Annotated in this window: 21 protein-coding genes; 11 read left to right on the top strand and 10 right to left on the bottom strand. The window is 73.7% G+C overall.

The window, feature by feature from the left end; genetic code table 11:
* Window positions 1–2 precede the first annotated feature (2 nt).
* From ABZT03_RS30555 to ABZT03_RS30565, 3 genes are read right to left on the bottom strand one after another with little or no spacing between them, the layout of a single operon-like run.
* The gene (locus ABZT03_RS30555; RefSeq protein WP_356045335.1) at window positions 3–1727 is read right to left on the bottom strand and encodes an L-aspartate oxidase; all 1725 of its coding nucleotides are present in this window, start codon (window positions 1725–1727) and stop codon (window positions 3–5) included.
* Window positions 1724–2716 carry a pantoate--beta-alanine ligase gene (gene panC / locus ABZT03_RS30560; protein ID WP_356045337.1) on the bottom strand — a complete coding sequence of 331 codons (993 nt, stop codon included), beginning with the start codon at window positions 2714–2716 and terminating at the stop codon, window positions 1724–1726. Before panC ends, ABZT03_RS30555 begins: the two co-directional genes overlap by 4 nt.
* Window positions 2713–3657, bottom strand: coding sequence for a DUF2520 domain-containing protein (locus tag ABZT03_RS30565; RefSeq protein WP_356045340.1), 945 nt, complete (start codon window positions 3655–3657; stop codon window positions 2713–2715). The genes panC and ABZT03_RS30565 overlap by 4 nt, the downstream gene beginning before the upstream one ends.
* A 183-nt stretch (window positions 3658–3840) precedes the next feature.
* Between ABZT03_RS30565 and ABZT03_RS30570 the strand changes: the two genes are divergently transcribed.
* Together ABZT03_RS30570 and ABZT03_RS30575 are read left to right on the top strand one after the other, a co-directional pair.
* On the top strand, window positions 3841–5178 hold the full coding sequence (locus ABZT03_RS30570; protein ID WP_356045342.1) for a beta-eliminating lyase-related protein: 1338 nt from the start codon (window positions 3841–3843) through the stop codon (window positions 5176–5178).
* 92 nt (window positions 5179–5270) lie between these two features.
* Window positions 5271–6377, top strand: coding sequence for a DUF5937 family protein (locus ABZT03_RS30575; protein ID WP_356045345.1), 1107 nt, complete (start codon window positions 5271–5273; stop codon window positions 6375–6377).
* 15 nt (window positions 6378–6392) lie between these two features.
* Here the strand turns inward: ABZT03_RS30575 and ABZT03_RS30580 are convergent, their stop codons facing one another.
* The 3 genes from ABZT03_RS30580 to ABZT03_RS30590 form a co-directional block, all read right to left on the bottom strand.
* Entirely contained in the window at window positions 6393–7025 is a 633-nt protein-coding gene (locus ABZT03_RS30580) for an AAA family ATPase (protein WP_356045347.1), read from the bottom strand.
* 48 nt (window positions 7026–7073) lie between these two features.
* Window positions 7074–7745 (bottom strand): response regulator transcription factor, encoded by a 672-nt coding sequence (locus ABZT03_RS30585; RefSeq protein WP_356045350.1) that lies wholly within the window; start codon window positions 7743–7745, stop codon window positions 7074–7076.
* Between the two features lie 63 nt (window positions 7746–7808).
* Window positions 7809–9011, bottom strand: coding sequence for a sensor histidine kinase (locus tag ABZT03_RS30590; RefSeq protein WP_356045353.1), 1203 nt, complete (start codon window positions 9009–9011; stop codon window positions 7809–7811).
* Between the two features lie 118 nt (window positions 9012–9129).
* Between ABZT03_RS30590 and ABZT03_RS30595 the strand changes: the two genes are divergently transcribed.
* On the top strand, window positions 9130–10128 hold the full coding sequence (locus ABZT03_RS30595) for an SAM-dependent methyltransferase (protein WP_356045356.1): 999 nt from the start codon (window positions 9130–9132) through the stop codon (window positions 10126–10128).
* A gap of 1 nt (window position 10129) precedes the next feature.
* Here the strand turns inward: ABZT03_RS30595 and ABZT03_RS30600 are convergent, their stop codons facing one another.
* The gene (locus ABZT03_RS30600) at window positions 10130–11281 is read right to left on the bottom strand and encodes an NADH-quinone oxidoreductase subunit D (RefSeq protein WP_356045358.1); all 1152 of its coding nucleotides are present in this window, start codon (window positions 11279–11281) and stop codon (window positions 10130–10132) included.
* A gap of 31 nt (window positions 11282–11312) precedes the next feature.
* Between ABZT03_RS30600 and ABZT03_RS30605 the strand changes: the two genes are divergently transcribed.
* Together ABZT03_RS30605 and ABZT03_RS30610 are read left to right on the top strand one after the other, a co-directional pair.
* On the top strand, window positions 11313–11843 hold the full coding sequence (locus ABZT03_RS30605) for a PH domain-containing protein (protein WP_356045360.1): 531 nt from the start codon (window positions 11313–11315) through the stop codon (window positions 11841–11843).
* The gene (locus ABZT03_RS30610) at window positions 11840–13174 is read left to right on the top strand and encodes a PH domain-containing protein (protein WP_356045363.1); all 1335 of its coding nucleotides are present in this window, start codon (window positions 11840–11842) and stop codon (window positions 13172–13174) included. Before ABZT03_RS30605 ends, ABZT03_RS30610 begins: the two co-directional genes overlap by 4 nt.
* A 111-nt stretch (window positions 13175–13285) precedes the next feature.
* Here ABZT03_RS30610 and ABZT03_RS30615 read toward each other — a convergent pair whose 3' ends face one another.
* A complete protein-coding gene (locus tag ABZT03_RS30615; protein ID WP_356045365.1) occupies window positions 13286–14848 on the bottom strand; it encodes a hypothetical protein in 1563 nt (520 codons plus the stop codon).
* Between the two features lie 121 nt (window positions 14849–14969).
* Window positions 14970–16097 carry an alpha/beta hydrolase-fold protein gene (locus tag ABZT03_RS30620; protein WP_356045368.1) on the bottom strand — a complete coding sequence of 376 codons (1128 nt, stop codon included), beginning with the start codon at window positions 16095–16097 and terminating at the stop codon, window positions 14970–14972.
* A 226-nt stretch (window positions 16098–16323) separates the two neighbouring features.
* On the opposite strand from ABZT03_RS30620, the gene ABZT03_RS30625 reads away from it, so the two are divergent.
* The 6 genes from ABZT03_RS30625 (at window position 16324) to ABZT03_RS30650 (ending at window position 21807) form a co-directional block, all read left to right on the top strand.
* On the top strand, window positions 16324–18135 hold the full coding sequence (locus tag ABZT03_RS30625) for a phosphatidylglycerol lysyltransferase domain-containing protein (RefSeq protein ID WP_356045371.1): 1812 nt from the start codon (window positions 16324–16326) through the stop codon (window positions 18133–18135).
* 442 nt (window positions 18136–18577) lie between these two features.
* Window positions 18578–19483: a dihydropteroate synthase gene (folP, locus tag ABZT03_RS30630; RefSeq protein WP_356045374.1), complete on the top strand. Its 906-nt coding sequence runs from the start codon at window positions 18578–18580 to the stop codon at window positions 19481–19483.
* On the top strand, window positions 19480–19983 hold the full coding sequence (locus ABZT03_RS30635) for a nuclear transport factor 2 family protein (RefSeq protein WP_356045377.1): 504 nt from the start codon (window positions 19480–19482) through the stop codon (window positions 19981–19983). The genes folP and ABZT03_RS30635 overlap by 4 nt, the downstream gene beginning before the upstream one ends.
* A gap of 269 nt (window positions 19984–20252) precedes the next feature.
* Window positions 20253–20612, top strand: a complete 360-nt coding sequence (gene folB, locus ABZT03_RS30640) for a dihydroneopterin aldolase (RefSeq protein WP_356045379.1) — start codon at window positions 20253–20255, stop codon at window positions 20610–20612.
* A complete protein-coding gene (folK, locus tag ABZT03_RS30645; protein WP_356045381.1) occupies window positions 20609–21220 on the top strand; it encodes a 2-amino-4-hydroxy-6-hydroxymethyldihydropteridine diphosphokinase in 612 nt (203 codons plus the stop codon). Before folB ends, folK begins: the two co-directional genes overlap by 4 nt.
* A gap of 101 nt (window positions 21221–21321) precedes the next feature.
* Window positions 21322–21807, top strand: coding sequence for a DUF3180 domain-containing protein (locus ABZT03_RS30650; protein ID WP_356045384.1), 486 nt, complete (start codon window positions 21322–21324; stop codon window positions 21805–21807).
* A gap of 22 nt (window positions 21808–21829) precedes the next feature.
* Here ABZT03_RS30650 and folE read toward each other — a convergent pair whose 3' ends face one another.
* On the bottom strand, window positions 21830–22435 hold the full coding sequence (folE, locus tag ABZT03_RS30655) for a GTP cyclohydrolase I FolE (RefSeq protein ID WP_356045386.1): 606 nt from the start codon (window positions 22433–22435) through the stop codon (window positions 21830–21832).
* Window positions 22436–22560: the final 125 nt, after the last annotated feature.

The following is a 22560-nucleotide window of genomic DNA, read 5'->3' on the forward strand; positions in this document are numbered from 1 at the left end:
TGTCACTGCTCCTGAAGAGGCTGCCGGTGCTGCCGGGTCGGGGGGAAGTCTGCGGTATCGGTGGTGCGTACGGCGAGCGTGCGGTCCGGATTCAGCCGTACGACGATGTGGCGGCGCCATGCCCGGTCGTCCCGGTCGGGCCGGTCCTCACGCCAGTGGCAGCCGCGTGTCTCCTCGCGCTGGAGCGCGGCGGCGACCAGGACGCGGGCCACGCACAGCAGGTTGGTGGCCTCCCAGGTGTCGACACCCGGCTCCGCGGTCTTGCCGTTCTCGTCGAGGGCGTCACGCGCGTCGCTGTGCAGCCGCTGGAGCCGGCTCGCGGCGGCCTCCAGCGAGGCGGCCGAGCGCAGGACGCCCGCGCCGTCCGTCATGATCCGCTGGATCGTGAAGCGGGCCTCGGACGCGAGCAGCGGGTGCGCGGGCCGGCCGGGGTGCGGCACCGGCTCGGGCACCCGCGCGCGCAGGCCGTCGCCGGCCCGGCTCGCCGCGATGTCCGCGGAGATGCGCTCGGCGTACACCAGGCCCTCGAGGAGGGAGTTGGAGGCGAGCCGGTTCGCGCCGTGCACGCCCGTGCAGGCGACCTCACCGCACGCGTAGAGGCCGGGGACGGTGGTGCGGCCGCGGGAGTCGGTGCGCACGCCCCCGGAGGCGTAGTGGGCCGCCGGGGCGATCGGGATGGGCTCGGTGACCGGGTCGATGCCGTGCGTGCGGCAGGCGGCGAGGATGGTCGGGAAGCGGTGCTCCCACATGTCGGCGCCGAAGTGCCGGGCGTCGAGGAACATGTGCTCGGCGTCCTGCTCCTGCATGCGGCGCATGATGCCCTTGGCGACGATGTCCCGGGGCGCCAGTTCGGCCAGCTCGTGCTGCCCGGCCATGAAGCGCACGCCGTCGGCGTCGACCAGGTGGGCGCCCTCGCCGCGGACCGCCTCGGAGACCAGGGGCTGCTGGCCCTCCGCGTCCGCGCCGAGGAACAGCACGGTCGGGTGGAACTGCACGAACTCCAGGTCGGAGACCTCCGCACCGGCGCGCAGGGCGAGAGCCACGCCGTCACCCGTGGACACGGACGGGTTGGTGGTGGCCGAGAAGACCTGGCCCATGCCGCCGGTCGCGAGGACCACGGCGGGCGCGTGCACGGCGCCCACGCCGTCGTGCTGGCCCTCGCCCATGACGTGCAGGCTCACGCCCGCGGTGCGGCCCTCGGCGTCCGTGAGCAGGTCCAGGACGAGTGCGTTCTCGATGGTCCGCATGCCGCGCGCGTGGCAGGCCTCGACGAGGGCGCGGGAGATCTCGGCGCCGGTCGCGTCGCCGCCCGCGTGCGCGATGCGGCGCCGGTGGTGGCCGCCCTCGCGGGTGAGTTCGAGGCCGCCCTCGGAGGACTCGTCGAAGTGGGCACCGGTCTCGATCAGCCGGCGTACGGCGCCGGGACCCTCGGTGACCAGGAGCCGTACCGCCTCCTCGTCGCACAGGCCCACGCCCGCCACCAGCGTGTCGTCCAGGTGCTGTTCCGGCGTGTCGCCGTCGCCGAGGGCCGCTGCGATCCCGCCCTGCGCCCAGCGGGTGGAGCCGTCGTCCAGGCGGGCCTTGGTGACCACGACGGTCGTCAGGCCGGCGGCCTCGCAGCGCAGGGCGGCGGTCAGCCCGGCGACCCCGGAGCCGACGACCACCACGTCCGCGGTGATGTTCCAGCCGGGCGCGGGCGCGTGCAGTCGTATGCCTGTGCTGGTCACGAGGCGGCTCCGAAGGTGAGGGGGATGTTGTCGATCAGCCGGGTCGTCCCGACCCGGGCCGCGACGGCGAGGACGGCCTCGCCGGTGAAGTCGTCCGCGATGTCCGTGAAGTCGGACGGGTCGACGAGAGCCAGGTAGTCCAGGTCGAGGGGCGGATCCAGCCGGGCGGCCTCGTCGAGGACCAGGCGGGCGGCCGCGCGGACGGCCGCCGGGCCACCAGGGGACGCCTGCGCGACGGCGTGCGCGTCGGCGGCCGCGCGGGACTCCCCGATGGCGCTGAGCGCCTCGGCGCGCGCGCGTGTGGCGGGCACCTCGCGTGCCCGTGCGCGCAGCGCCTCCTGGGCGGCGTGCCGGTCGGCGCCCGCGAACAGGGCCTGGGACAGGGCGAGGGCGGTGCGCCGCGCCTGGGCCGAGAGGTACCGGTTGCGGCTGGACAGGGCGAGGCCGTCGTCCTCCCGGACCGTGGGCACGCCGACGATCTCGACGCCGAAGTTCAGGTCGCGGACCATCCGGCGGATCAGGGCGAGCTGCTGGGCGTCCTTCTGCCCGTACAGGGCGAGGTCGGGGCGCGTGAGGTGCAGCAGCTTCGCGACGACGGTGAGCATGCCGTCGAAGTGCCCGGGACGCGCGGCACCCTCCAGGCGCCCGCCCATGGGTCCCGCCGTGACGCGGACCTGGGGTTCGCCACCCGGGTAGACCTGCTCCACGGACGGGGCGAACACGGCGTCCGCGCCGGCCGCCTCGGCGATCTTGAGGTCGGCGTCCAGGGTGCGCGGGTAACGGTCGAGGTCCTCGCCCGCGCCGAACTGGAGGGGGTTCACGAAGACGGTGACGACGACCTCGCCGTCCGGGCCCGCGATCCCGCGCGCGGTGCGGATCAGGGTGGCGTGGCCCTCGTGCAGGGCGCCCATGGTCATCACGACGGCCCGCCGGCCCCGGCGCGCGCGTGCGTGCAGTTCGTCGGCGGTGCGCAGCAGGGTGGTGGTCATCGGGCGTCTCCCTCGGCGCCGTCGGTCCCGGCGGAGCCGGCTCCGTCGGCGAGTACTCCGAGGAGGTCCTCGGCGAGTTCCGGTTTCAGCAGGCCGTGGGCCAGCGCCCGGTCGGCGGTCGCGCGGGCCATCGCGAGGTACCCGGCGACGGTCTGCGGGGCGTGCGCGCGCAGCTCCGCGACGTGCGCGGCGACCGTGCCGGCGTCCCCGCGCGCGACGGGGCCGGTCAGCGCCGCGTCGCCGGAGCGCAGGGCGTTGTCGAGGGCGGCGCCGAGCAGCGGGCCGAGCATCCGGTCCGGGGCCTCGACTCCGGCCGCGCGCAGCAGCTCCATGGACTGGGCCACGAGCGTCACCAGGTGGTTGGCGCCCAGGGCGAGCGCCGCGTGGTAGAGCGGGCGGTTCTGCTCGGCGATCCACTCGGGTTCGCCGCCCATCTCGATGACCAGGGCCTCGGCGGCCAGCCGCAGTTCGTCGGGCGCGGTGACGCCGAAGGAGCAGCCGGCCAGGCGCTGGACGTCCACGGCGGTGCCGGTGAAGGTCATCGCCGGGTGCAGCGCCAGCGGCAGCGCGCCCGCGCGCAGGGCGGGGTCGAGGACCTTGGCGCCGTAGCGCCCGGAGGTGTGCACCAGCAGTTGGCCGGGCCGCACGGCGCCGGTTTCCGCGAGGCCCTCGACCAGGCCCGGCAGCGCGTCGTCCGGGACCGTCAGCAGCACCAGGTCGGCGCGGCGCAGGACCTCGGCGGGCGGCACCAGAGGTACGTCGGGCAGCAGGTGCGCGGCGCGGCGTCTGGAGGCGTCGGAGACTCCGGAGACGGCCACCGGGCGGTGCCCGGCGAGCTGGAGCGAGGCGGCCAGCGCGGGGCCCACGCGGCCGGCGCCGACGACGCCGACGGTGAGCCGCGCGGGGCGGTCCCTGGGGTCTGGCTGGTGGACTGTACTCACGCGACGGCGGCCTTCCCGTTCCAGTCCGCTCTGGGTACCGGACGATTTCTCGTCATGTTAACGCGATTGGTTCCGGGGGCGCCGGGTTGTCCACAGGCTGTGGGTTTCCGCGCACCGCGCGCGGGCGGTGGGCCGGCGGGAAATGCGGGTGCCCCGCGGGCCGGCGGACGGCATGATCCGGGGATGAGCGATACGGCGTGGCAGGACCGGGACGAGCGATCGCCCGCACGGGAGTCCGACGAGGACCGACCGGGACGGGAGGCGGGCGACGGGCCGTCCGGAGCGGAGGCCCAGCAGCAGCCCCGGCCGGAAACCGACGCGGAAGGGCCCGGACCGGTGGCCGGCGGCGGGCCGTCCGGGCCGGAAGCCGAGGAGGAGCGGCTCCGTCGGCGGCGGGAGCGGCGCATCGCCGCCACCCGCGGCGCGGACCGGGCGCTCGCGCGCCTCGGCTTCCTCGGCTCCCTCCGGGACCGGCTTGCCCTGCTGGACGCCGCGGCGGACGTGCACGACCTGGACGAGACCTCGGACATCTACGGCAACGGCGTCGTCGAGGCACTGGAGGAGAAGGTCGCCGGGCTGCTCGGCAAGGAGGCCGCCGCGTTCTTCCCCACGGGCACCATGGCCCAGCAGGTGGCCCTGCGCTGCTGGGCGGGCCGTACCGGTGACCGGGCCGTCGCCCTGCACGCGCTGGCCCACCCCGAGGTGCATGAGCGCGATGCGTTCAGCCAGGTCAGCGGCCTGCGCCCGGTCACGGTGACGAGCGAGGCGCGGCAGCCGACCGCCGCCGAGGTGCGCGGCCTCGAGGAGCCGTTCGGGGCGTTGATGCTCGAACTGCCGCTCAGGGACGCCGGTTTCGTGCTGCCGTCCTGGGAGGAGCTGACCGAGCTCGTGGAGGCGGCGCGCGAGCGCGACGCGGTGGTGCACTTCGACGGCGCGCGCCTGTGGGAGACCACCGTCCACTTCGACCGCTCCCTGGCCGAGATCGCGGACCTGGCGGACAGCGTCTACGTGTCGTTCTACAAGTCCCTGGAGGCGTTCGGCGGAGCGGCCGTGGCCGGGCCCAGGACGCTCGTCGAGGAGCTGAAGGTCTGGCGGCACCGCTACGGCGGTGCCGTGTTCCAGCAGTTCCCCACCGCGCTGTCGGCGCTCGTCGGCCTGGAGCGGCAGCTGCCGCTCCTGCCCGCGTACGTGGCGCAGGCGCGCGTGGTGGCCGCCGCGCTGCGCGAGGGCCTCGCGGCGGCCGGGGTGCCGTGGGCGCGCGTGCACCCCGAGGTGCCGCACACCCACGACTTCCAGGTCTGGCTGCCGTACGACGTCGACGTGGTCTCCGAGGCCGCGATCCGGCAGGCCGAGGAGACGGGCGCCGTGCTGTTCGCCAACGCCTGGGACCGCAAGGGACCGGGCCTGAGCGCGACGGAGGTCTACGTCCGGGAGGCCGCCCTGGAGTGGACGGCCGACGACGTGCGGGCCGCCGCCGCGGAGTTCGGCTCCCGGCTGGCCGAGGAGAGCGGCACGGCCTGACCGCCGCGTGACGCGTCTCACAGGGGAGGCGGCGCGGGCGGCGGCCGTCGGTCGCCGGCCGCGCTGTCAGTGGCGGAGTGCACCATGAGGGCATGGGCGTGCGCATCGACATCGCGGGGCTGCGGCAGGAGCGGGTCGCCGTCGTGCCCTCCCCCCTGGCCGAGCTCGGCATGGCCCTGCACGCGCTCTCCGAGTCCGGTCACCATCCGGGGCTCCAGGGCTGGGCCACGGGCGTGACCGCCCGGCTCGACTCGCACCTCGCGGACCGGATGTGCGAGGCGGACTTCCTGTGGCGGTCGACGTTCTCGGACCTGTTCCTGCCGTCCGCCGGCGTCCCGGGCCGCGCCACACGGCCCGGCGCCACGCTCGCCGAGGAATTGGACCTGCTGGACAAGCTCACGGACGAACAGTTCGTGGACGCGGCCCTGGAGTTCACCTGCGCCCTCCCCTACAGCGCGCACGGCCCGGCCGCGCTCGCCGACCCCGGGTCGCGGCGCCGGGCGCTGGAGCTGGCCGCCGCGCGCGGACCGCAGCAGCTGCGCTTCAGTGAGCGGCTGCTGGCCGACCCGCCGCGGATCCGGGCCTGGCTGCGGCAGTTCCTGGAGGACTGCGAGGAGGCCTTCTTCGCGGAGACCTGGGCGCGGCTGCGGCAGCAGCTCACGGCGGACGCCCGCCACAAGTCGGAGCTGCTGCGGCGCAAGGGCCTGGCCGAGGCGCTGGCCGCGGTGTCCCCGGCGGTCACCCTCGACGAGAGCGCCGCGCGGATCACCGTCGACAAGCTCGGTGACGGCCGTACGGCGACGGCGGACGGCGGCCTCCTGCTCGTCCCCACCAGCCTGGGCCGGCCGCACCTGATGGTCCTGCACCGGTACGGCTGGCAGCCCGTGCTGCACTACCCGGTCGCCTCCGCGGAGCTCACCGCCCCGCCCTCGGTGGAACAGCTGACCCTGCGGATGTCGGCCCTGTCCCACCCGGTGCGGATGCGGCTGTGCCGCAGCCTGGCCCGCAGCGCCTTCACCACGGGCGAGCTGACCCAGGTCCACGGCATGACCGCGCCGGAGATATCCCGGCACCTGGGCGTCCTGAAGAAGGCCGGCCTGGTCACCACCCGCCGCCGCGGCCGCTACGTCCTGCACCAGCTTGACGTGACGGTGGTGGCCCGCCTGGGCAGCGACTTCCTGGAGGGGATCCTCCGGTAGGCACGCCGGGGGCGGTCAGTCGAACCGGATGCTCCTCAGACCGACCCCCGTCTGCCGCAGCCGCGTCCGCACCGCGCCCTCGGTGTTCGGCTCCAGCCGCAGCCCGGCCAGGACGGCGACGCGGTCCGCGGTCTTGGGCACGGTCGAGTCGTCCGTCCACAGTTGCTCGGCGAACTCCGGCTCCCGCAGCCGCTCCAGGCAGTGGTCGAGCCGCCGCACGGCCCAGCCCTCCGCGCGCGCGGAGGCGTTCTTCCCGGCGACGTACTGGAGGAGGTGTCCGAAACGGCGCTCACCCAACCGCTTCAGGACGGTCTCGCGCCGCGCCAGCAGGGTGAAGTGCCGTACGTCGTGGTCGAGTTCGCGCAGCCGACCGACGGTCTCGGCGAAGTGGCCGGAGTCGGTGACCGTCATCGGGACGATCACGACGCCGGTGTGCGCGGTGAGGGTGAGATCCAGGACCTCGACGACGCCCTGCCGCCAGGACGCCAAGTCCTGGAAGTCACCGCGCAGTCCGGGCGGCAGCATGCGGTGCAGACCGAACCCGACCTGCTCGGGGTCGCAGATCACGCTGCCGGGCAGGCGCCGCCGGATCTCGTGTGCGGTCTGTGTCTTGCCGCCCCCGTGGGGGCCGTTGATCCACAGGAGCATGCGCAGACCCTAGGACCTGTCCGCCCTCGCGGGTCGCGTTTCGCGCGTTCAGCCGTGGCCGCCCGCCCGGACCAGTCCCGTCTCGTACGCCAGGACCACGACCTGCACCCGGTCGCGCAGGCCCAGTTTGGTCAGGATGCGGCCGACGTGGGTCTTGACCGTGGCCTCGGACAGCACCAGGCGGGCGGCGATCTCGCCGTTGGACAGTCCCTGGGCGACCAGGACCATGACCTCGCGCTCGCGTTCGGTGAGCCGCTCCAGGCCCTCGTGCCGGTCCTTCTTGCCGGCGGAGGGCAGCATGGGCGCGAACCGGTCCAGGAGGCGCCGGGTCGTCGACGGGGCCACGACCGCGTCGCCGCTGTGCACGGAGCGGATGGCGGTGAGGAGTTCGCCGGGCGGCACGTCCTTGAGCATGAAGCCGGAGGCGCCCGCCTTCAGTCCGGAGAAGGCGTACTCGTCGAGGTCGAAGGTGGTCAGGATCAGCACCTTCGGCGGGTTGTCCTCCGAGCAGATGCGGCGGGTGGTCTCCACGCCGTCCAGCTTCGGCATGCGCACGTCCATCAGGACGACGTCGACGGAGGTCGCGCGCAGCACCTGGAGGGCCTCGACACCGTCGCCCGCCTCGGCGACGACCTCCATGTCCGGCTGGGCGTCGAGCACCATCCGGAACCCGGTGCGCAGCAGCACCTGGTCGTCGACGAGCATCACGCGGATCGTCATCGGGTCTTCTTCCGTTTCCGTGGGGCCTGGCAGGTGCGGGGCGGGCGCGGGCGCCGGGTGGCGTCAGTGCGCGGGTTTGAGCGGGAGCAGGGCGCTGATCCGGAATCCTCCGCCCGGCCGGGGCCCCGCGTCCAGGGTGCCGCCGACCATGCCGACGCGCTCGCGCATGCCGATCAGGCCGTGGCCCCGGCCGTCGGCGCCACCCTCCTCGTACAGCTCGTGCGGGGCGCCCTTGCCGTCGTCCTCGACGAGCAGGCCCAGCCCGTCGTCGAAGTAGACCAGCCGTACGCTGGCGCCCGCGTTCGGACCGCCGTGCTTGCGCGTGTTGGTCAGCGCCTCCTGCACGATGCGGTACGCGGTGAGCTCGACGCCGCTGGGCAGCGGGCGCGGCGTGCCCTCGACCTTGAAGTCGACGGGCAGGCCGGACCCCCGGCACTGCTGGACGAGGTCGTCGATCTGCTCCACGTCGGGCTGCGGGACGTACTCGCCGCCCTCCCGGTGCTCCCCGGTGCGCAGCACGCCGAGCAGGCGGCGCATCTCGGCGAGGGCCTGGCGGCCGGTGGAGGAGATGGTCTCCAGGGCCTTCTTCGCCTGGTCGGGCGCGGCGTCCAGGACGTAGGCGGCGCCGTCGGCCTGCACCACCATGACCGACACGTTGTGCGCGACCACGTCGTGCAGTTCACGGGCGATCCGGGCGCGTTCGGCGGCGACGGCGACCTTGGCCTGCGCCTCGCGCTCCTTCTCCAGCCGGGCCGCCCGCTCCTCCAGCTGCGCGAAGTAGGCGCGGCGGGTGCGGATCGAGTCGCCGAGCACCCAGGCCAACGCGAACGGCACCGTCTGGAAGATCATTATGGCGACGTTGCCGAGGACCGACGTCTCGTGGTTCGGCCAGCGCAGCTGGGCCAGCGGGGCGGCGCACAGACCCGTGGTCAGCGCGAGCCTGGAGGCCCAGCGGGCACCGGTCGCGGCCACCGTGTAGACGATCACCAGCATGGCGAAGTCGGCGGCGGTCACCGCCGCGTCCAGCGCGAGCTGCGCGGCGCCGAGGGCTATGGCGAGCAGCAGCATCTTCTCCGGCATGCGCCGGCGGAACGCGACGACCGCGCTCAGCAGGAACGCGATCGGGACGATGACGGCCAGGGATTCCGTGCCCGCGCCCGTGTGACGGGCTGCCCCGCTGACGACGGAGATCCCGAACAGGACGGCGGCCCAGAAGCCGTCGACCCATGCCGGGTGCCTGCGGAGGAAGTCGTAGAGGCGTTGCACGTAACCCAGAGTAGGGAAGCGAGATGCGTGCAGGGGTCAACCGGAGGGTCGATCCGCATCGGGCGCGCGTACTCCGCAAGGTGGAGGGAGCGCTCCCCTGTACGCCTAACCTGAACGCGTGGCTGCAGAGGTGAGGGGTGAGTGGCGGGGCCGGCGGGCGGCGGCCGAAACCGCGCTGTACGGGCCGGACGGCTTCTACCGCAGGCCCGAGGGGCCGGCCGGGCACTTCCGTACGTCGGTGCACGCCTCGCCCCTGTTCGCCGGGGCGGTGGCGCGGCTGCTGTGCCGCGTGGACGACGCGCTGGGCGGCCCCGACGTCCTCGACTTCGTCGACATGGCGGCGGGGCGCGGGGAGTTGGTCACCGGTGTCCTCGCCGCGCTGCCGGCCGGTGTGGCCCGCCGTACGCGCGCGTACGCCGTCGAGGTCGCCGGCCGGCCGCCGCACCTCGACGACCGGATCGAGTGGCGGGCCGAGCCCCCGCGGGGCGTCACGGGCCTGCTGTTCGCCAACGAGTGGCTGGACAACGTGCCGGTCGAGGTGGCGGAGGTGGACGACGCGGGCGCGGCACGTCTGGTGCTGGTGCGGGCGGACGGCGTCGAACGGCTCGGGGAGCCCGTCGCCGGCGCGGACGCGCAGTGGCTCGCCCGCTGGTGGCCGCTGCCGGCCGAGGAGGGACTGCGGGCGGAGATCGGCCGGCCGAGAGACCTGGCCTGGGCGGACGCGGTCACCCGCGTGGACCGGGGACTCGCGGTCGCCGTCGACTACGGGCACACCGCGGACGCGCGACCCCCCTTCGGAACCCTGACCGGCTTCCGGGAGGGCCGTGAGACGGCACCCGTGCCGGACGGGTCGTGCGACATCACGGCGCATGTCGCCCTGGACGCCTGCGCGCTCCCCGGCGCACGCCTGCTGCCGCAGCGCGAGGCGCTGCGCGCCCTGGGCATCAACGGCGCACGCCCCCCGCTCACGCTCGCGTCCAGCGACCCCGCCGCCTACGTGCGCGCCCTGGCGAGCGCCGGCGAGGCGGCGGAGCTCACCGCGCCGGGCGGGCTCGGCGACTTCGGCTGGCTGCTCCAGCCGGCCGGTGTCCCGGACCCGCTCGGCCCGCCGGACTGACCTACTTGTCGATGTCCCCGACGACGAAGAACAGGGAGCCGAGGATCGCCACCATGTCCGCCACCAGCGTCCCCGGCAGCAGCTCCGCGAGCGCCTGGATGTTGTTGTACGACGCCGAGCGCAGCTTCAGCCGGTACGGGGTCTTCTCGCCCCTGCTGACCAGGTAGTAGCCGTTGATGCCGAGGGGGTTCTCGGTCCACGCGTAGGTGTGGCCCTCGGGCGCCTTCAGCACCTTGGGCAACCGCTGGTTGATCGGCCCGGGCGGCAGTTCGGCGAGCCGGTCGAGACAGGCGTCGGCGAGGTCGAGGGCGTTGTGGGTCTGCCGCAGCAGCACCTCGAAGCGGGCGAGGCAGTCGCCCTCCTGCCGGGTGACGACCTCCAGGGTGTCCTGCAGCTCCCCGTAGGCGAGGTACGGCTCGTCCCTGCGCAGGTCGAAGTCGACGCCGGAGCCGCGCGCGATGGGTCCGCTCACGCCGTACGCGTGCACGGCCGCCGGGGTGAGCACGCCCACGCCCCGCGTGCGCCCCCGGAAGATCTCGTTGCCGAGCACCAGGTCGTCGTACACGTCCATGCGCGAGCGGACCTCGGCGACGGCCCCGCGCGCGCGGGTCGCCCAGCCGGCCGGGAGGTCCTCCTTGAGGCCGCCGACGCGGTTGAACATGTAGTGCATCCGGCCGCCGGAGACCTCCTCCATGACGTTCTGGAGCGTCTCGCGCTCCCGGAACGCGTAGAAGACCGGGGTGATCCCGCCGAGTTCCAGCGGATACGAGCCGAGGAACATCAGGTGGTTCAGCACCCGGTTGAGCTCCGCGAGCAGCGTGCGCGTCCACACCGCGCGCGCGGGGACCTCCATGCCGAGCATGCGCTCCACGGCCAGGACCACGCCCAGCTCGTTGGAGAAGGCCGACAGCCAGTCGTGCCGGTTGGCCAGCATGATGATCTGCCGGTAGTCACGGGCCTCGAACAGCTTCTCCGCGCCGCGGTGCATATAGCCGATCACCGGCTCCGCGTGCATGATGCGCTCGCCGTCCAGGACCAGCCGCAGCCGCAGCACCCCGTGCGTGGACGGATGCTGGGGACCGATGTTGAGCACCATGTCGGTGCTCTCCGCGGCACCGCCGATGCCGACCGTGGTCTCCGTCGTAGGAGTCATGCGGACAGTCTCCCCTACGTACGCTTGGCCCATGGAGACGGGGAGCCCGCACGACACGGGGCATGCGGGATCGGTGGGGACGGCGGGGGCGGCGGAGGGCGAGCCGGCATGGACCGGGCTGCCACCGGGGCTGCTGCGGATGCGACGGCTGCTGCTGGTGGTGTGGCTGGGCCTGCTCGCCGTCGGCCTGGCGGTGCTGCTCGGCCTGACGGCCGGGCCCGCCTGGGCCGCCCTCGCGCTGCTGCCGCTCGCGCTCGCCGCCTGGGGCTGGGTCCTGCTGGGCCGCAACTGGCGTTCCTGGCGGTACGCCGAACGGGCCGACGACCTGCTGATCAGCCGGGGTGTGCTGTGGCGTGAGGAGACCGTCGTGCCGTACGGCCGGATGCAGCTGGTCGAGGTCACCTCCGGGCCCGTCGAACGGCACTTCGGGCTGGCCAGCGTGCAACTGCACACGGCCGCCGCGGCGAGCGACGCGACCATCCCCGGCCTGGACCCGGCCGAGGCGGAACGGTTGCGCGACCGGCTCACCGAACTCGGCGAGGCCCGATCGGCCGGCCTGTGACCGCGCCGGACGTCGACGGCGGCATACGCGAGAAGCCGCCCGTCACCGAGCGGCGGCTGCACCCCGTCACACCGCTCAGGCGGGCCTGGGCGCCGATCGCGGTGATCGCCGGCTGGGCCGTGCACGACCCCGACCAGGCGCAGCGCCAGCTCACCCGGCTGACGACCACCACCCTCCTGATCGCACTCGCCGCGATCGTCCCGGCCGCCGCCCTCTACGGCTTCCTGACCTGGTGGTTCACCCACTTCGCGGTGACGGACTCCGAACTGCGCATCCGCACCGGGCTGTTGTTCCGGCGCACCGCGCACATCCGGCTGGAACGCATCCAGGCCGTCGACGTCACCCAGCCGCTGCTCGCCCGGGTAGCGGGCGTCGCCAAACTCAAACTCGACGTCGTCGGCGTGGACAAGAAGGACGAACTCGCCTTCCTCGGCGAGGGCGAGGCCCGCGCGCTGCGCGCCGAACTGCTCGCGCGGGCGGCCGGTTTCGCACCCGAGACGGCACACGAGGTCGGCGAGGCACCGTCCCGGCAGCTGCTGCACGTGCCGCCGGGCGTCCTCGCCGTCTCGCTGGTGCTGACCGGCGCGACCTGGGGCTCCCTGGCCGCCGCGCTCGTCGTACCGCCGCTGCTGTGGCTGGCCACCCACAGCCTGTGGACGGTCCTCGCCACCGGCCTGCCGCTGCTCGGCGCGGCGGGGGCGAGCAGCGTGGGACGGTTCGTGGCGGAGTACGACTGGGCGGTCGGCGAGTCCCCCGACGGGCTGCGCATCGACCACGGGCTGCTGGACCGCACCCACGAGACCGTGCCGCCCGGCCGCGTGCAGACCGTACGTCTCGTGGAGCCGCTGCTGTGGCGGCGGCGCGGCTGGGTGCGGGTCGAACTCGACGTGGCCGGGTCGTCCAACTCCGTGCTGGTGCCGGTCGCGCCGCGGGAGATCGCCGAGGCGGTCGTCGCGCGCGTGCTGCCCGGGGTGGCCGTGCCGGCTCCGGCCGCGCTGGCCCGCCCGCCGCGACGCGCCCGGTTCTGCGTGCCCCTGTGGTGGCGGGCGTACGGCTTCACCACCACGGACGCGGTGTTCGTCACCCGGCACGGCCTGCTCCGGCGCAGCCTCACGCTGGTGCCGCACGCGAAGGTGCAGAGCGTCCGGCTGACGCAGGGCCCCTGGAAACGGGCCCGCTCTCTCGCCGACGTGCATGTGGACACGGGCGCGAACAAGACGGTGACGGCACGCCTGCGCGACTCCGCGGAGGCGCGGGACCTGCTGCGCGAACAGTCGGAACGGTCCCGGACCGGGCGGCGGGTGGCCCGGCCGGACCGCTGGATGGCGTGAGGCGGGGCGGACACGACGAAGCCGGCGACAGGTGTCGCCGGCCGTGGGTCGCGCGGGTGCCGATGCCCGTGTCGGTGTCGGTGCCCGTGTCGGCATCGGTGCCCGAGTCGGTCAGGACACCGCGCTGCGCAGGCCCTCCACGTCGATGTGCTCCGTCTCGTCGTGGGCCGTCAGGTCGATGACCTGGCCGACGCCCCGCGCCTGTTCGGTCGCCGGCTTGAACTGCGTCTCGGACTCGGCCTTGTGGAGCGCGAGGGCCTCCTGGCCGACGACGTCGGCGAGGTCCTCGTTCTGGACCGACTCCAGCGGGTCCCCCGTCTCCTGCTGCGTACCGAAGAAGTCGAAGCCGCCCTCGACCATCGGGCGCCGCGCGGGCGTTCCCGGTACGACGGCCACGGCGGTCGGCGCGATGAAGTGCCCGGAGGGCTGCTGCACGGGCTGCGCGGTGCTGCGGGCCGGAGGGGTGGCGGCCGCGCGCTGATGCCCGTCGACCGCCTCGGGCTTCCCCCGCGCCTCGTCCTCCTGTCCGGCCTCCGTGTCGTTCCCGCCGGTGTCACCGGGTGCCGCCGTCGCCGGCGCTTCCGGCTCCGGCGTCCGCCGAGTCTCCTGCTTCAGGAAGGCGGCCCTGGGGGCCGGCTTCGCGGCGAGCCTGGGCTCGGGGACGAACGGGGTGGCCTCACGGTCGGCGCCGGCAGCGGGGGCGGCGCCGGTCTCCAGGGCCTCGCTCGGCTCGGCGTCGGTGTCGGCATCTGCATCGGCGTCGGCGTCCGTGTCCTCGGGGAGGTCCGTCTCGGAGTCGGCTTCCGCCTGCGCCTCGACGGAAGCCTCGCCGTCGTCGACGGCTTCCTCGCCGGCTCCTTCGCCATCGATGTCAGCGGAGCGCTCACCGGTGGCCTCGGCGTCGAACTGTCCCAGCGCCGCCTTCGCCCGCAGGAACAGCCGGGAACCCTCGGGCGAGAAGATGGCGGGGGCCGCCTCCTCGGCGTCCTCGTCCGCCGCGGCCGCCTCGGCGTCCTCGTCATCGACTTCGGCATCGGCATCGGTGTCCGTACCGGTCCCGTCCTCGGTTTCCGCGTCGACCGCGGTCTCCGTGCCGGCCTCGCCGTCGGCCTCCGCCTCGGCCGGGGACCCGGCGGCGACCGCCCCGGTGTCCTCGTCCGGACCCGTCTCCGCGTCCGCGTTCGTCACCGGACCGGCGGGCAGCGCGCGCGCCGGGCCGACCGTCTCTATCTCCAGCAGGCGACGGCCTTCGAGCGCGCTGGCGCGCTCGGTCTCCGCGGTGGCGTACCGGCGCAGCAGCGCGGCGTGCTCGTTGCGCAGCCCGGCCAGCTCCGCGCGCTTGGCCCGCAGCCGCTGCTCCAGTTTGACGCGCAGTTCGCGCGACTCCTCGAGGTCGGTCTCCAGCTCGGCGACGCGTTCCTCGTGCCGCCACTCGTCGCTCGCCCGCGCGCGCGTGAGGTCGGCGACCTGCCGGCCCGCCTGGCTGTCCCAGTGGCGCATGACGACCGCGCCGCCGACCGCCGTCACCGCGGCGGCCGCGGCCAGCGCGCGCAGCGCCGACGGCTGCGTGAACAACCAGGGGCCGAGGGCGCAGACAAGGGACACGCCTGCGATTGCCGAGAAAGGAAGGAGCCGGTGCAGGGGCGGGGAATGGCGGTGGCGTCCACGTGGCATGGCCAGAAACTTACCGCGCGTAGGCGAACCTTGGTGCCCCGCCCCGTAAAAACAACGCCGTCCCGCGGCCTTTACCCGACATCGGCATTCCGGCCACGCCCGAATTCGCCCCGCGCCGCCCTCACCGGCCGCTCAGCCGCCCGCTGATCCACTGCAGCGTCCCCGGGATCTCCCGCCGCCAGGTGTTGAAGTTGTGGCCGCCGCTGTCGAGGATGATCGAGGAGATCCGCGTCAGTCCGGTGGCCTTCACCCGCCTTATGAACGCGAGGGTGTCCTTGTAGTTGGACTCCCCGATCCGGCTGCTGCTGACGAGCAGTGAGGTGTCCGGCGCGGGCAGGTGCTTGAGGCACCACCACAGGTCCGCCCGGTCGCGCACCTCGTCGTCGCCCTGGAAGAGGTCGCCCGTGGTGGGGTCGATCGGCGCCTTGTAGTACGGCGACAGCCCCGCCCCGGCCGCGTACACCCCGGGGTGGTGCATCGCGATCTTCAGCGCGCAGTAGCCGCCCGTGGAGTCGCCGATGATGCCCCAGCTGCCCGGCTTCCGGCCCACCCGGTAGTGGGCCAGCACGGCTTCCGGCAGGTCCTCGGCGAAGAAGGACTCGGTCTGCGGCCCGCCCGGCACGTCCACGCACTCCGTGTCCCGCGGCGGCGCCACGGTCGGGCGGAGCATCACCAGGATCATCGGCTGCACCCGCCCGTCCTTGGCCAGCTGCAGGGCCGTACGCGGATAGTGCAGCTTGTCCACGAGCGCCTGGGCGGTGCCCGGGTAGCCGGTGAGCACGACCGCCGCCGGGAAGGTGCGCGTGCGGTACCGGGGCTGGAAGTACTCCGGCGGGAGGTACACGTACGCCGGCGTGGCGATGTGCGTCGCGCGGCCCACGATGTCGACGCGCTGCACCTGTCCGCCGTTCTGCGGACGGGAACCGCCCGACTCCTTCACCCGCCGGGTGTCGACGACCCGCAGGGGGCCGCCCGATCCGGCGGGGGAGTTGTGGTCGACGACGACGCCCTGTCCGTCCTCCTGGCCGAACAGGTCCGCCCAGGTGGCGTAGAACCCGAACGCCTGGTTGGTGGCGAGTCCCAGCGTCGCGAACAGCGCCAGCTGGGTGGCGAACAGCAGACCGACCCGGCCGCCGACGGCTCGCCAGCTCGGCCGTGCCAGCCGTGGCCACTGCCACACCGTGCCGCCGAACAGCACGACGGCGAACAGGATCGCCAGCGTCAGTGACGCGTTGCTCGTGAGACCCATGGGGCTGCTTCCCGCCTATGGTTTCCGCCCGGGCCCTCACACTGTCGTGAGAGCTTGTCCGGGACTTTCCTCCGCCTTTGAAAGGGCTTTGAGGAGCTGAGTGAACCTCTCTCCTCGAGACACCGTCCTAGAGGGCGCAATGTCGCCGGATGCCCGAATCGGCACCGGATCCAGAAACTCTCGCGCTAGCTAGTGGGTTGCGATGTCTGTCAGGACAGATGAGGAAATGTCGGTCGAGGTTCCGAAACGATCACATCCGGTCCAGCGTGCTCTCCGTGGCCCGCGTCCCGAGGTGGTTCCCGTCCTCATCGCCAGAGCGTGTGCTCTGGTCGGTCTCCTGGACATCGCCGCGGGCGTCTTCCCGCGCTTCCGTCACAGCCGTATGCACAGCGTCGCGGAGGTGCTGCCGGGCGCGCTCGGGCCGTTCGCGGCCGCCCTCTCACTCAGCAGCGGGGTCCTCCTGCTGCTGCTCGCGCACGGGCTGCGGCGCCGCAAGCGCCGCGCGTGGCGGGCCGCCGTGGCCCTGCTGCCGGCGGGCGCGGTGGCCCAGCTGACGTACCGCCACTCGCTGCTCGGCGTGCTGATCTCGCTGGCGCTGCTCGCACCGCTGCTGCGCCACCGCGACCAGTTCGCCGCGCTGCCCGATCCGCGCAGCCGGTGGCGCGCGCTCGCCAACTTCGTCCTCATGGGTGCCGGTTCCCTCGTCCTCGGACTCGTCATCGTCAGCGTCCACCCGCACCGCCTGGTCGGCGACCCGAGCCTGGCCGATCGCATTACGCACGTCCTCTACGGCCTGTTCGGCTTCGAGGGACCGGTCGACTACCAGGGCGACACCTCGTGGACGGTCGCCTTCTCCCTCGGCGCCCTCGGACTGCTCACCGCGATCACCACCATCTACCTCGCGTTCCGCCCCGAGCACCCCGCCGCGCGACTGACGGAGGAGGACGAGGCCAGGCTGCGGGTCCTGCTGGACAAGCACGGCGGCCGCGACTCGCTCGGCCACTTCGCGCTGCGCCGCGACAAGGCGGTCGTCTTCTCACCCAGCGGCAAGGCGGCGGTCACCTACCGGGTCGTGTCCGGCGTGATGCTCGCCAGCGGCGACCCCATCGGGGACGTGGAGGCGTGGCCGGGCGCCATCGAACGCTTCATGGACGAGGCCACCGCCCACTCCTGGACGCCCGCCGTCATGGGCTGCTCCGAGACCGGCGGCGAGGTGTGGACCCGCGAGACCGGCCTGGACGCCCTCGAACTGGGCGACGAGGCGGTGGTGGACGTCGCGGATTTCTCCCTCGCCGGCCGCGCGATGCGCAACGTACGGCAGATGGTCAAGCGCATCGAGCGGGCCGGTTACGAGACCCGGGTCCGGCGCGTCCGTGACCTCGGGGAGGCCGAGCTGGAGCGCATCCGCCGCGCCGCCGAGGACTGGCGCGGCACCGACACCGAGCGCGGCTTCTCCATGGCGCTGGGCCGCATCGGCGACCCGGCCGACGGCGACTGCCTCATCGCCACCGCCCACAAGACCGACGAGCGGCCGGGTCCCTACGGCGACCTCAAGGCGGTCCTGCACTTCGTGCCATGGGGCACGGACGGAGCCTCCCTCGACCTGATGCGCCGCGACCGTTCGGCCGACCCCGGCATGAACGAGCTCCTCATCGTGGCGGCCCTCCAGGCCGCCCCGAAGCTCGGCATCGCGCGCGTCTCGCTCAACTTCGCGATGTTCCGCTCGGCGCTCGCCCGCGGCGAGAAGATCGGCGCGGGACCCGTGCTGCGGGCCTGGCGCGGACTGCTGGTGTTCCTCTCCCGCTGGTTCCAGATCGAGTCCCTGTACAAGTTCAACGCGAAGTTCCAGCCCCGCTGGGAGCCCCGCTTCGTCGTCTACCGCGCCTCCGGAGACCTGCCGCGCATCGGCTTCGCCGCCATGCAGGCGGAGGGCTTCGTCGACATCGCCCTGCCGCTGCCCCGCTTCCTGCGGCGCCGCACCCCCACCGCGCGCGCGTGCACCCACGTCACGGCGGAACGCAGCGTCCGCGCGGCGTGACGGCACCCGCAGAGGGGTGGCCGGGCGGATGCCGGACGACGGCACCTGCAGGAGAGTGGACGGGCGGATGCCGGACGACGGCACCCGCCCGGGAGGAGACCACGGATCTACGGCGGCACACGGCACCGGGACCCGGCCGGGACGGAACGGAATGGTGCCGGCCGGGACGGAAGGGACGTGCGGCGCCGGGACCCGGCCGGGACACGGGATGGTGCCGGCCGGGACGGAAGGGGCGTGCGGCACCGGCGCCCGGCCGGGACGGAAGGGGCGTGCGGCACCGGCGCCCGACCGGACGGCACGGCAGGCCACGGCACGGCACGGAAGGGCACGCACGCGCGCGTGCCCTCGCCGGACACCCGGCGCGCCTGCCCGGGCCGGGCCCGCTCCCCCACCTGGCCAGGCGCGGGCTACCGGCCTCGCGCCCTGGGCCTAGGCTGAACGCATGAGCAAGCAGAGCGGACGCGGGCGTGTCGCGGGCCTTCCGGAATGGGACCGCTGCGCGGTCATGGGAGTCGTGAACGTCACGCCCGATTCCTTCTCCGACGGCGGCCGCTGGTTCGACACCACGGCCGCCGTCAAACACGGCCTCGCGCTGGTCGGCGAGGGCGCCGACCTGGTCGACGTCGGCGGCGAGTCCACCCGCCCCGGCGCCACCCGCGTGGACGAGGCCGAGGAGCTCAGACGCGTCGTCCCCGTCGTCCGCGGTCTCGCCTCCGAGGGCGTCACGGTGTCCGTCGACACCATGCGCGCCTCCGTCGCGGCCCAGGCCCTCGCCGCCGGCGCCGCCCTCGTCAACGACGTCAGCGGCGGCCTCGCCGATCCCGCGATGATCCCGGTGGTGGCGGAGGCGGGCGCGCCGTTCGTCGTCATGCACTGGCGCGGCTTCCTGGACGGCGACAACGTCAGGGGCGTCTACGAGAACGTCGTACGCGAGGTCGTCGACGAACTGCGCGTGCGCGTGGAGGCCGTCCTCGCCGGCGGCATCGCGCCGGACCGGGTGGTGGTCGACCCCGGTCTCGGCTTCTCCAAGGACGCCGGGCACGACCTCGTCCTGCTCGCCCACCTCGACCGGTTGCTCGCCCTCGGGCACCCCCTGCTGGTCGCCGCCTCCCGCAAGCGGTTCCTCGGCCGTGTCCTGGCCGGACCGGGGGCGGCCCCGCCGCCCGCGCGGGAGCGCGACGCGGCGACGGCCGCCGTGTCCGCGCTCGCGGCGCAGGCCGGCGCATGGGCGGTGCGGGTGCACGAGGTGCGCGCGACGGCGGACGCGGTACGGGTCGCGCGCGCCGTGGAAGGGGCACGCACGCAGGAGAACGCGCCGGGCGCGGCCTTCGGTGAAGGAGCCCGGTGAGCGCCCCCCACACCGACGTGGAGCAGGTCGGACAAGCCAACACCGCGTTCTACGAGGCCCTGGAGCAGGGCGACTTCGAGGGACTCTCCTCGCTCTGGCTCACCCCCTCCGACCTGGGCGTCGACGAGGAGTACCACGACCCGGCCGACGTCGGCGTGATCTCCTGCGTGCACCCGGGCTGGCCCGTGCTGACCGGCCGCGGGGACGTCCTGCGGTCGTACGCCCTGATCATGGCGAACACGGACTACATCCAGTTCTTCCTCACCGACGTGCACGTCTCCGTCACCGGCGACACCGCCCTGGTGACCTGCACGGAGAACATCCTGAGCGGCGGTCCCGCCCCCGAGGGCGACGAGGAGCTCGGCCCGCTCGTCGGCCAGCTGGTGGTCGCCACGAACGTGTTCCGCCGAACCCCCGACGGCTGGAAACTCTGGTCGCACCACGCCTCACCGGTGCTGGCCGAGAACGACGAGGACGAACCCGAGGAGCCCCCCTCCTGAGGGGGCGTGCGCGTCCGGGAGCACCCCGGAATCCCCCACCGGGACCAAGAAGTGGTTGGAATCACGACACGCGGGTAGGGGCGGCTACCAGCCCGCGGGCCGCCGGGTACTTCGGGTGGCACGCACCACGAGGAACCCCGGTCTCCGCCCGGGCCCGTGCCCTCGTGGCCCGGCCCTGTCGGTGCCCGCGGGTAGATTCACTTGAGGCCGGTCCACCGCCCGCACGCGGTACCGACCGGCCCTCACCGACGACTGCAGGAGTGATTCGCGTGGATCGTGTCGCGCTGCGCGGCCTCAAGGCCCGTGGACACCACGGGGTGTTCCCCAGGGAGCGCGAGGAGGGCCAGACCTTCGTCGTGGACCTCTCCCTCGGCCTGGACACCCGGCCGGCCGCGGCCGACGACGACCTGACGAAGACCGTGCACTACGGCATCGTCGCCGAGGAGGTCGTGGCCGTCGTCGAGGGCGAGCCCGTCAACCTCGTCGAGACGCTCGCCGAACGCATCGCCCAGACGTGCCTGAAACACGAAGCGGTCCAGGAGGTCGAGGTCCGCGTCCACAAACCGGACGCCCCGATCACCGTCCCCTTCGACGACGTCACCGTCACCATCACCCGGAGCCGAGCATGACCGCGTCCTTCACCGAGGGCCACAGCGACCCGACCGTCCAGCCGGTGCCCGCCTCCGTCGTGGAGAAGGTCGACGCCGCCGACACCACCCTCCACAACCCGCAGCGGGCCGTGCTCTCCCTCGGCTCCAACCTGGGCAACCGCCTGGAGACCCTCCAGGGCGCCGTCGACGCCCTGGAGGACACCCCCGGCGTACGCGTCAAGGCGGTCTCCCCGGTCTACGAGACCGAGCCGTGGGGCGTCGAGCCGGGCAGCCAGCCCTCCTACTTCAACGCGGTCGTACTGCTGAAGACCACCCTGCCCCCGTCCTCCCTGCTGGAGCGGGCGCACGCCGTGGAGGAGGCGTTCAACCGGGTGCGGGACGAACGCTGGGGCCCGCGCACCCTCGACGTCGACATCGTCGCGTACGCCGACGTCGTCTCCGGGGACCCGGACCTCACGCTGCCCCACCCGCGCGCCCACGAACGCGCCTTCGTCCTCGCCCCCTGGCACGACGTGGACCCCGAGGCCCAGTTGCCCGGCCTCGGTCCGGTCGCCGGCCTGCTCGACACCGTCACCCGTGAGGGCGTCGATCCCCGCAAGGACCTGGAACTCCACCTGCCCGAGTAGTCGTTAAGGTTCAGGCGACCACAGGACGGCCCGACGGGACGGCCGTCCGGAAGGTCACCACGACCACAGGGCCGGCGGGCCCGGGGAACCGAAGGGGCACCGTGAGAGAGCTTCGCATCAGGCTGCTGGCCGGCGTTTTCGTCGTGGCCGGGATTCTGTCCTGGGCGGGCGCCCGCCTCTGGAACTCGATCGGGACCCTGCCCAGCGTCCCCCTGGCCGCACCGATCGTGCTGGCAGTGATCGCGGTGGTCCTGCTGGCCACGGCGCTGTCGATCCACGCCCGGCTGAAGGCGCAGCGCGAGCGGCGGCCCGGCGCCAAGGGCGTCGACCCGCTGATGGCGGCCCGCGCGGTCGTCTTCGGCCAGGCCAGCGCCCTGGTCGCCGCCCTCGTCGCCGGCATGTACGGCGGCACGGGCGTCTTCCTCCTGGAGTCCCTCGACATCCCCGCCCGCCGCGACCAGGCGATCTACGCCGGTTTCTCCGTCCTGGCGGGCATCGGCGTGATAGCTGCGGCCCTCTTCCTGGAGCGCGTCTGCAAGCTCCCGGAGGACGACGAGAACAACACGGGGGCCGCTTCGGCGGCCTGAGACAGGCGGCAGGCCGCGGGCGTCAGCGGGCCATGATGAGGCTCATCGCCTCGTTGCGGGTCGCGGGGTCACGCAGCTGCCCGCGGACCGCCGAGGTGATGGTCTTCGCCCCGGGCTTGCGAACCCCCCGCATCGACATGCACATGTGCTCGCACTCGACGACGACGATCACCCCGCGCGGCTCCAGGATCTGCATGAGGGAGTCGGCGACCTGCGTGGTGAGCCGCTCCTGCACCTGCGGTCGGCGCGCGTACACGTCCACGAGCCGGGCCAGCTTCGACAGCCCCGTGATCTTGCCGTCGGTGGACGGGATGTACCCCACGTGGGCCACCCCGACGAACGGCACCAGGTGGTGTTCGCAGGAGCTCAGCACCTCGATGTCCTTGACCAGCACCATCTCGTCGTGGCCCAGGTCGAAGGTCGTCGTCAGCACGTCCTCGGGCTTCTGCCACAGACCGGCGAATATCTCCTTGTAGGCGCGCGCCACCCGCCCCGGAGTCTCCCGCAGCCCCTCGCGGTCGGGGTCCTCCCCCACCGCGATCAGCAGTTCACGAACGGCGCTCTCGGCCCGCTTCTCGTCGAACTCGCCGATGGACCCTTCGCCGTCCAGCGTCACGGGGTCGGTCATCTGCTGCCTCGTTCCTGTGCGTCTCGCCTGCGGGCATACGAAAATGCCGCGCCCCCCAGGCTAGAACCTGGGGGGCGCGGCTTCCATTCCGGACCTGTCGGGCACGGTGCCCCGCCGGGCACCGT

This window comes from Streptomyces sp. NPDC005574, from assembly GCF_040605435.1.
Taxonomy (GTDB): Bacteria; Actinomycetota; Actinomycetes; order Streptomycetales; family Streptomycetaceae; genus Streptomyces.

What these genes read in the sequence shown, in the direction of transcription:
- panC (WP_356045337.1), bottom strand. Translation starts at nt 2,716, where the DNA reads ATGACCACCACCCTGCTGCGCACCGCCGACGAACTGCACGCACGCGCG.
- ABZT03_RS30570 (WP_356045342.1), top strand. Translation starts at nt 3,841, where the DNA reads ATGAGCGATACGGCGTGGCAGGACCGGGACGAGCGATCGCCCGCACGG.
- ABZT03_RS30575 (WP_356045345.1), top strand. Translation starts at nt 5,271, where the DNA reads ATGGGCGTGCGCATCGACATCGCGGGGCTGCGGCAGGAGCGGGTCGCC.
- ABZT03_RS30580 (WP_356045347.1), bottom strand. Translation starts at nt 7,025, where the DNA reads ATGCTCCTGTGGATCAACGGCCCCCACGGGGGCGGCAAGACACAGACC.
- ABZT03_RS30585 (WP_356045350.1), bottom strand. Translation starts at nt 7,745, where the DNA reads ATGACGATCCGCGTGATGCTCGTCGACGACCAGGTGCTGCTGCGCACC.
- ABZT03_RS30600 (WP_356045358.1), bottom strand. Translation starts at nt 11,281, where the DNA reads ATGACTCCTACGACGGAGACCACGGTCGGCATCGGCGGTGCCGCGGAG.
- ABZT03_RS30605 (WP_356045360.1), top strand. Translation starts at nt 11,313, where the DNA reads ATGGAGACGGGGAGCCCGCACGACACGGGGCATGCGGGATCGGTGGGG.
- ABZT03_RS30615 (WP_356045365.1), bottom strand. Translation starts at nt 14,848, where the DNA reads ATGCCACGTGGACGCCACCGCCATTCCCCGCCCCTGCACCGGCTCCTT.
- ABZT03_RS30620 (WP_356045368.1), bottom strand. Translation starts at nt 16,097, where the DNA reads ATGGGTCTCACGAGCAACGCGTCACTGACGCTGGCGATCCTGTTCGCC.
- ABZT03_RS30625 (WP_356045371.1), top strand. Translation starts at nt 16,324, where the DNA reads ATGTCGGTCGAGGTTCCGAAACGATCACATCCGGTCCAGCGTGCTCTC.
- folP (WP_356045374.1), top strand. Translation starts at nt 18,578, where the DNA reads ATGAGCAAGCAGAGCGGACGCGGGCGTGTCGCGGGCCTTCCGGAATGG.
- folK (WP_356045381.1), top strand. Translation starts at nt 20,609, where the DNA reads ATGACCGCGTCCTTCACCGAGGGCCACAGCGACCCGACCGTCCAGCCG.
- folE (WP_356045386.1), bottom strand. Translation starts at nt 22,435, where the DNA reads ATGACCGACCCCGTGACGCTGGACGGCGAAGGGTCCATCGGCGAGTTC.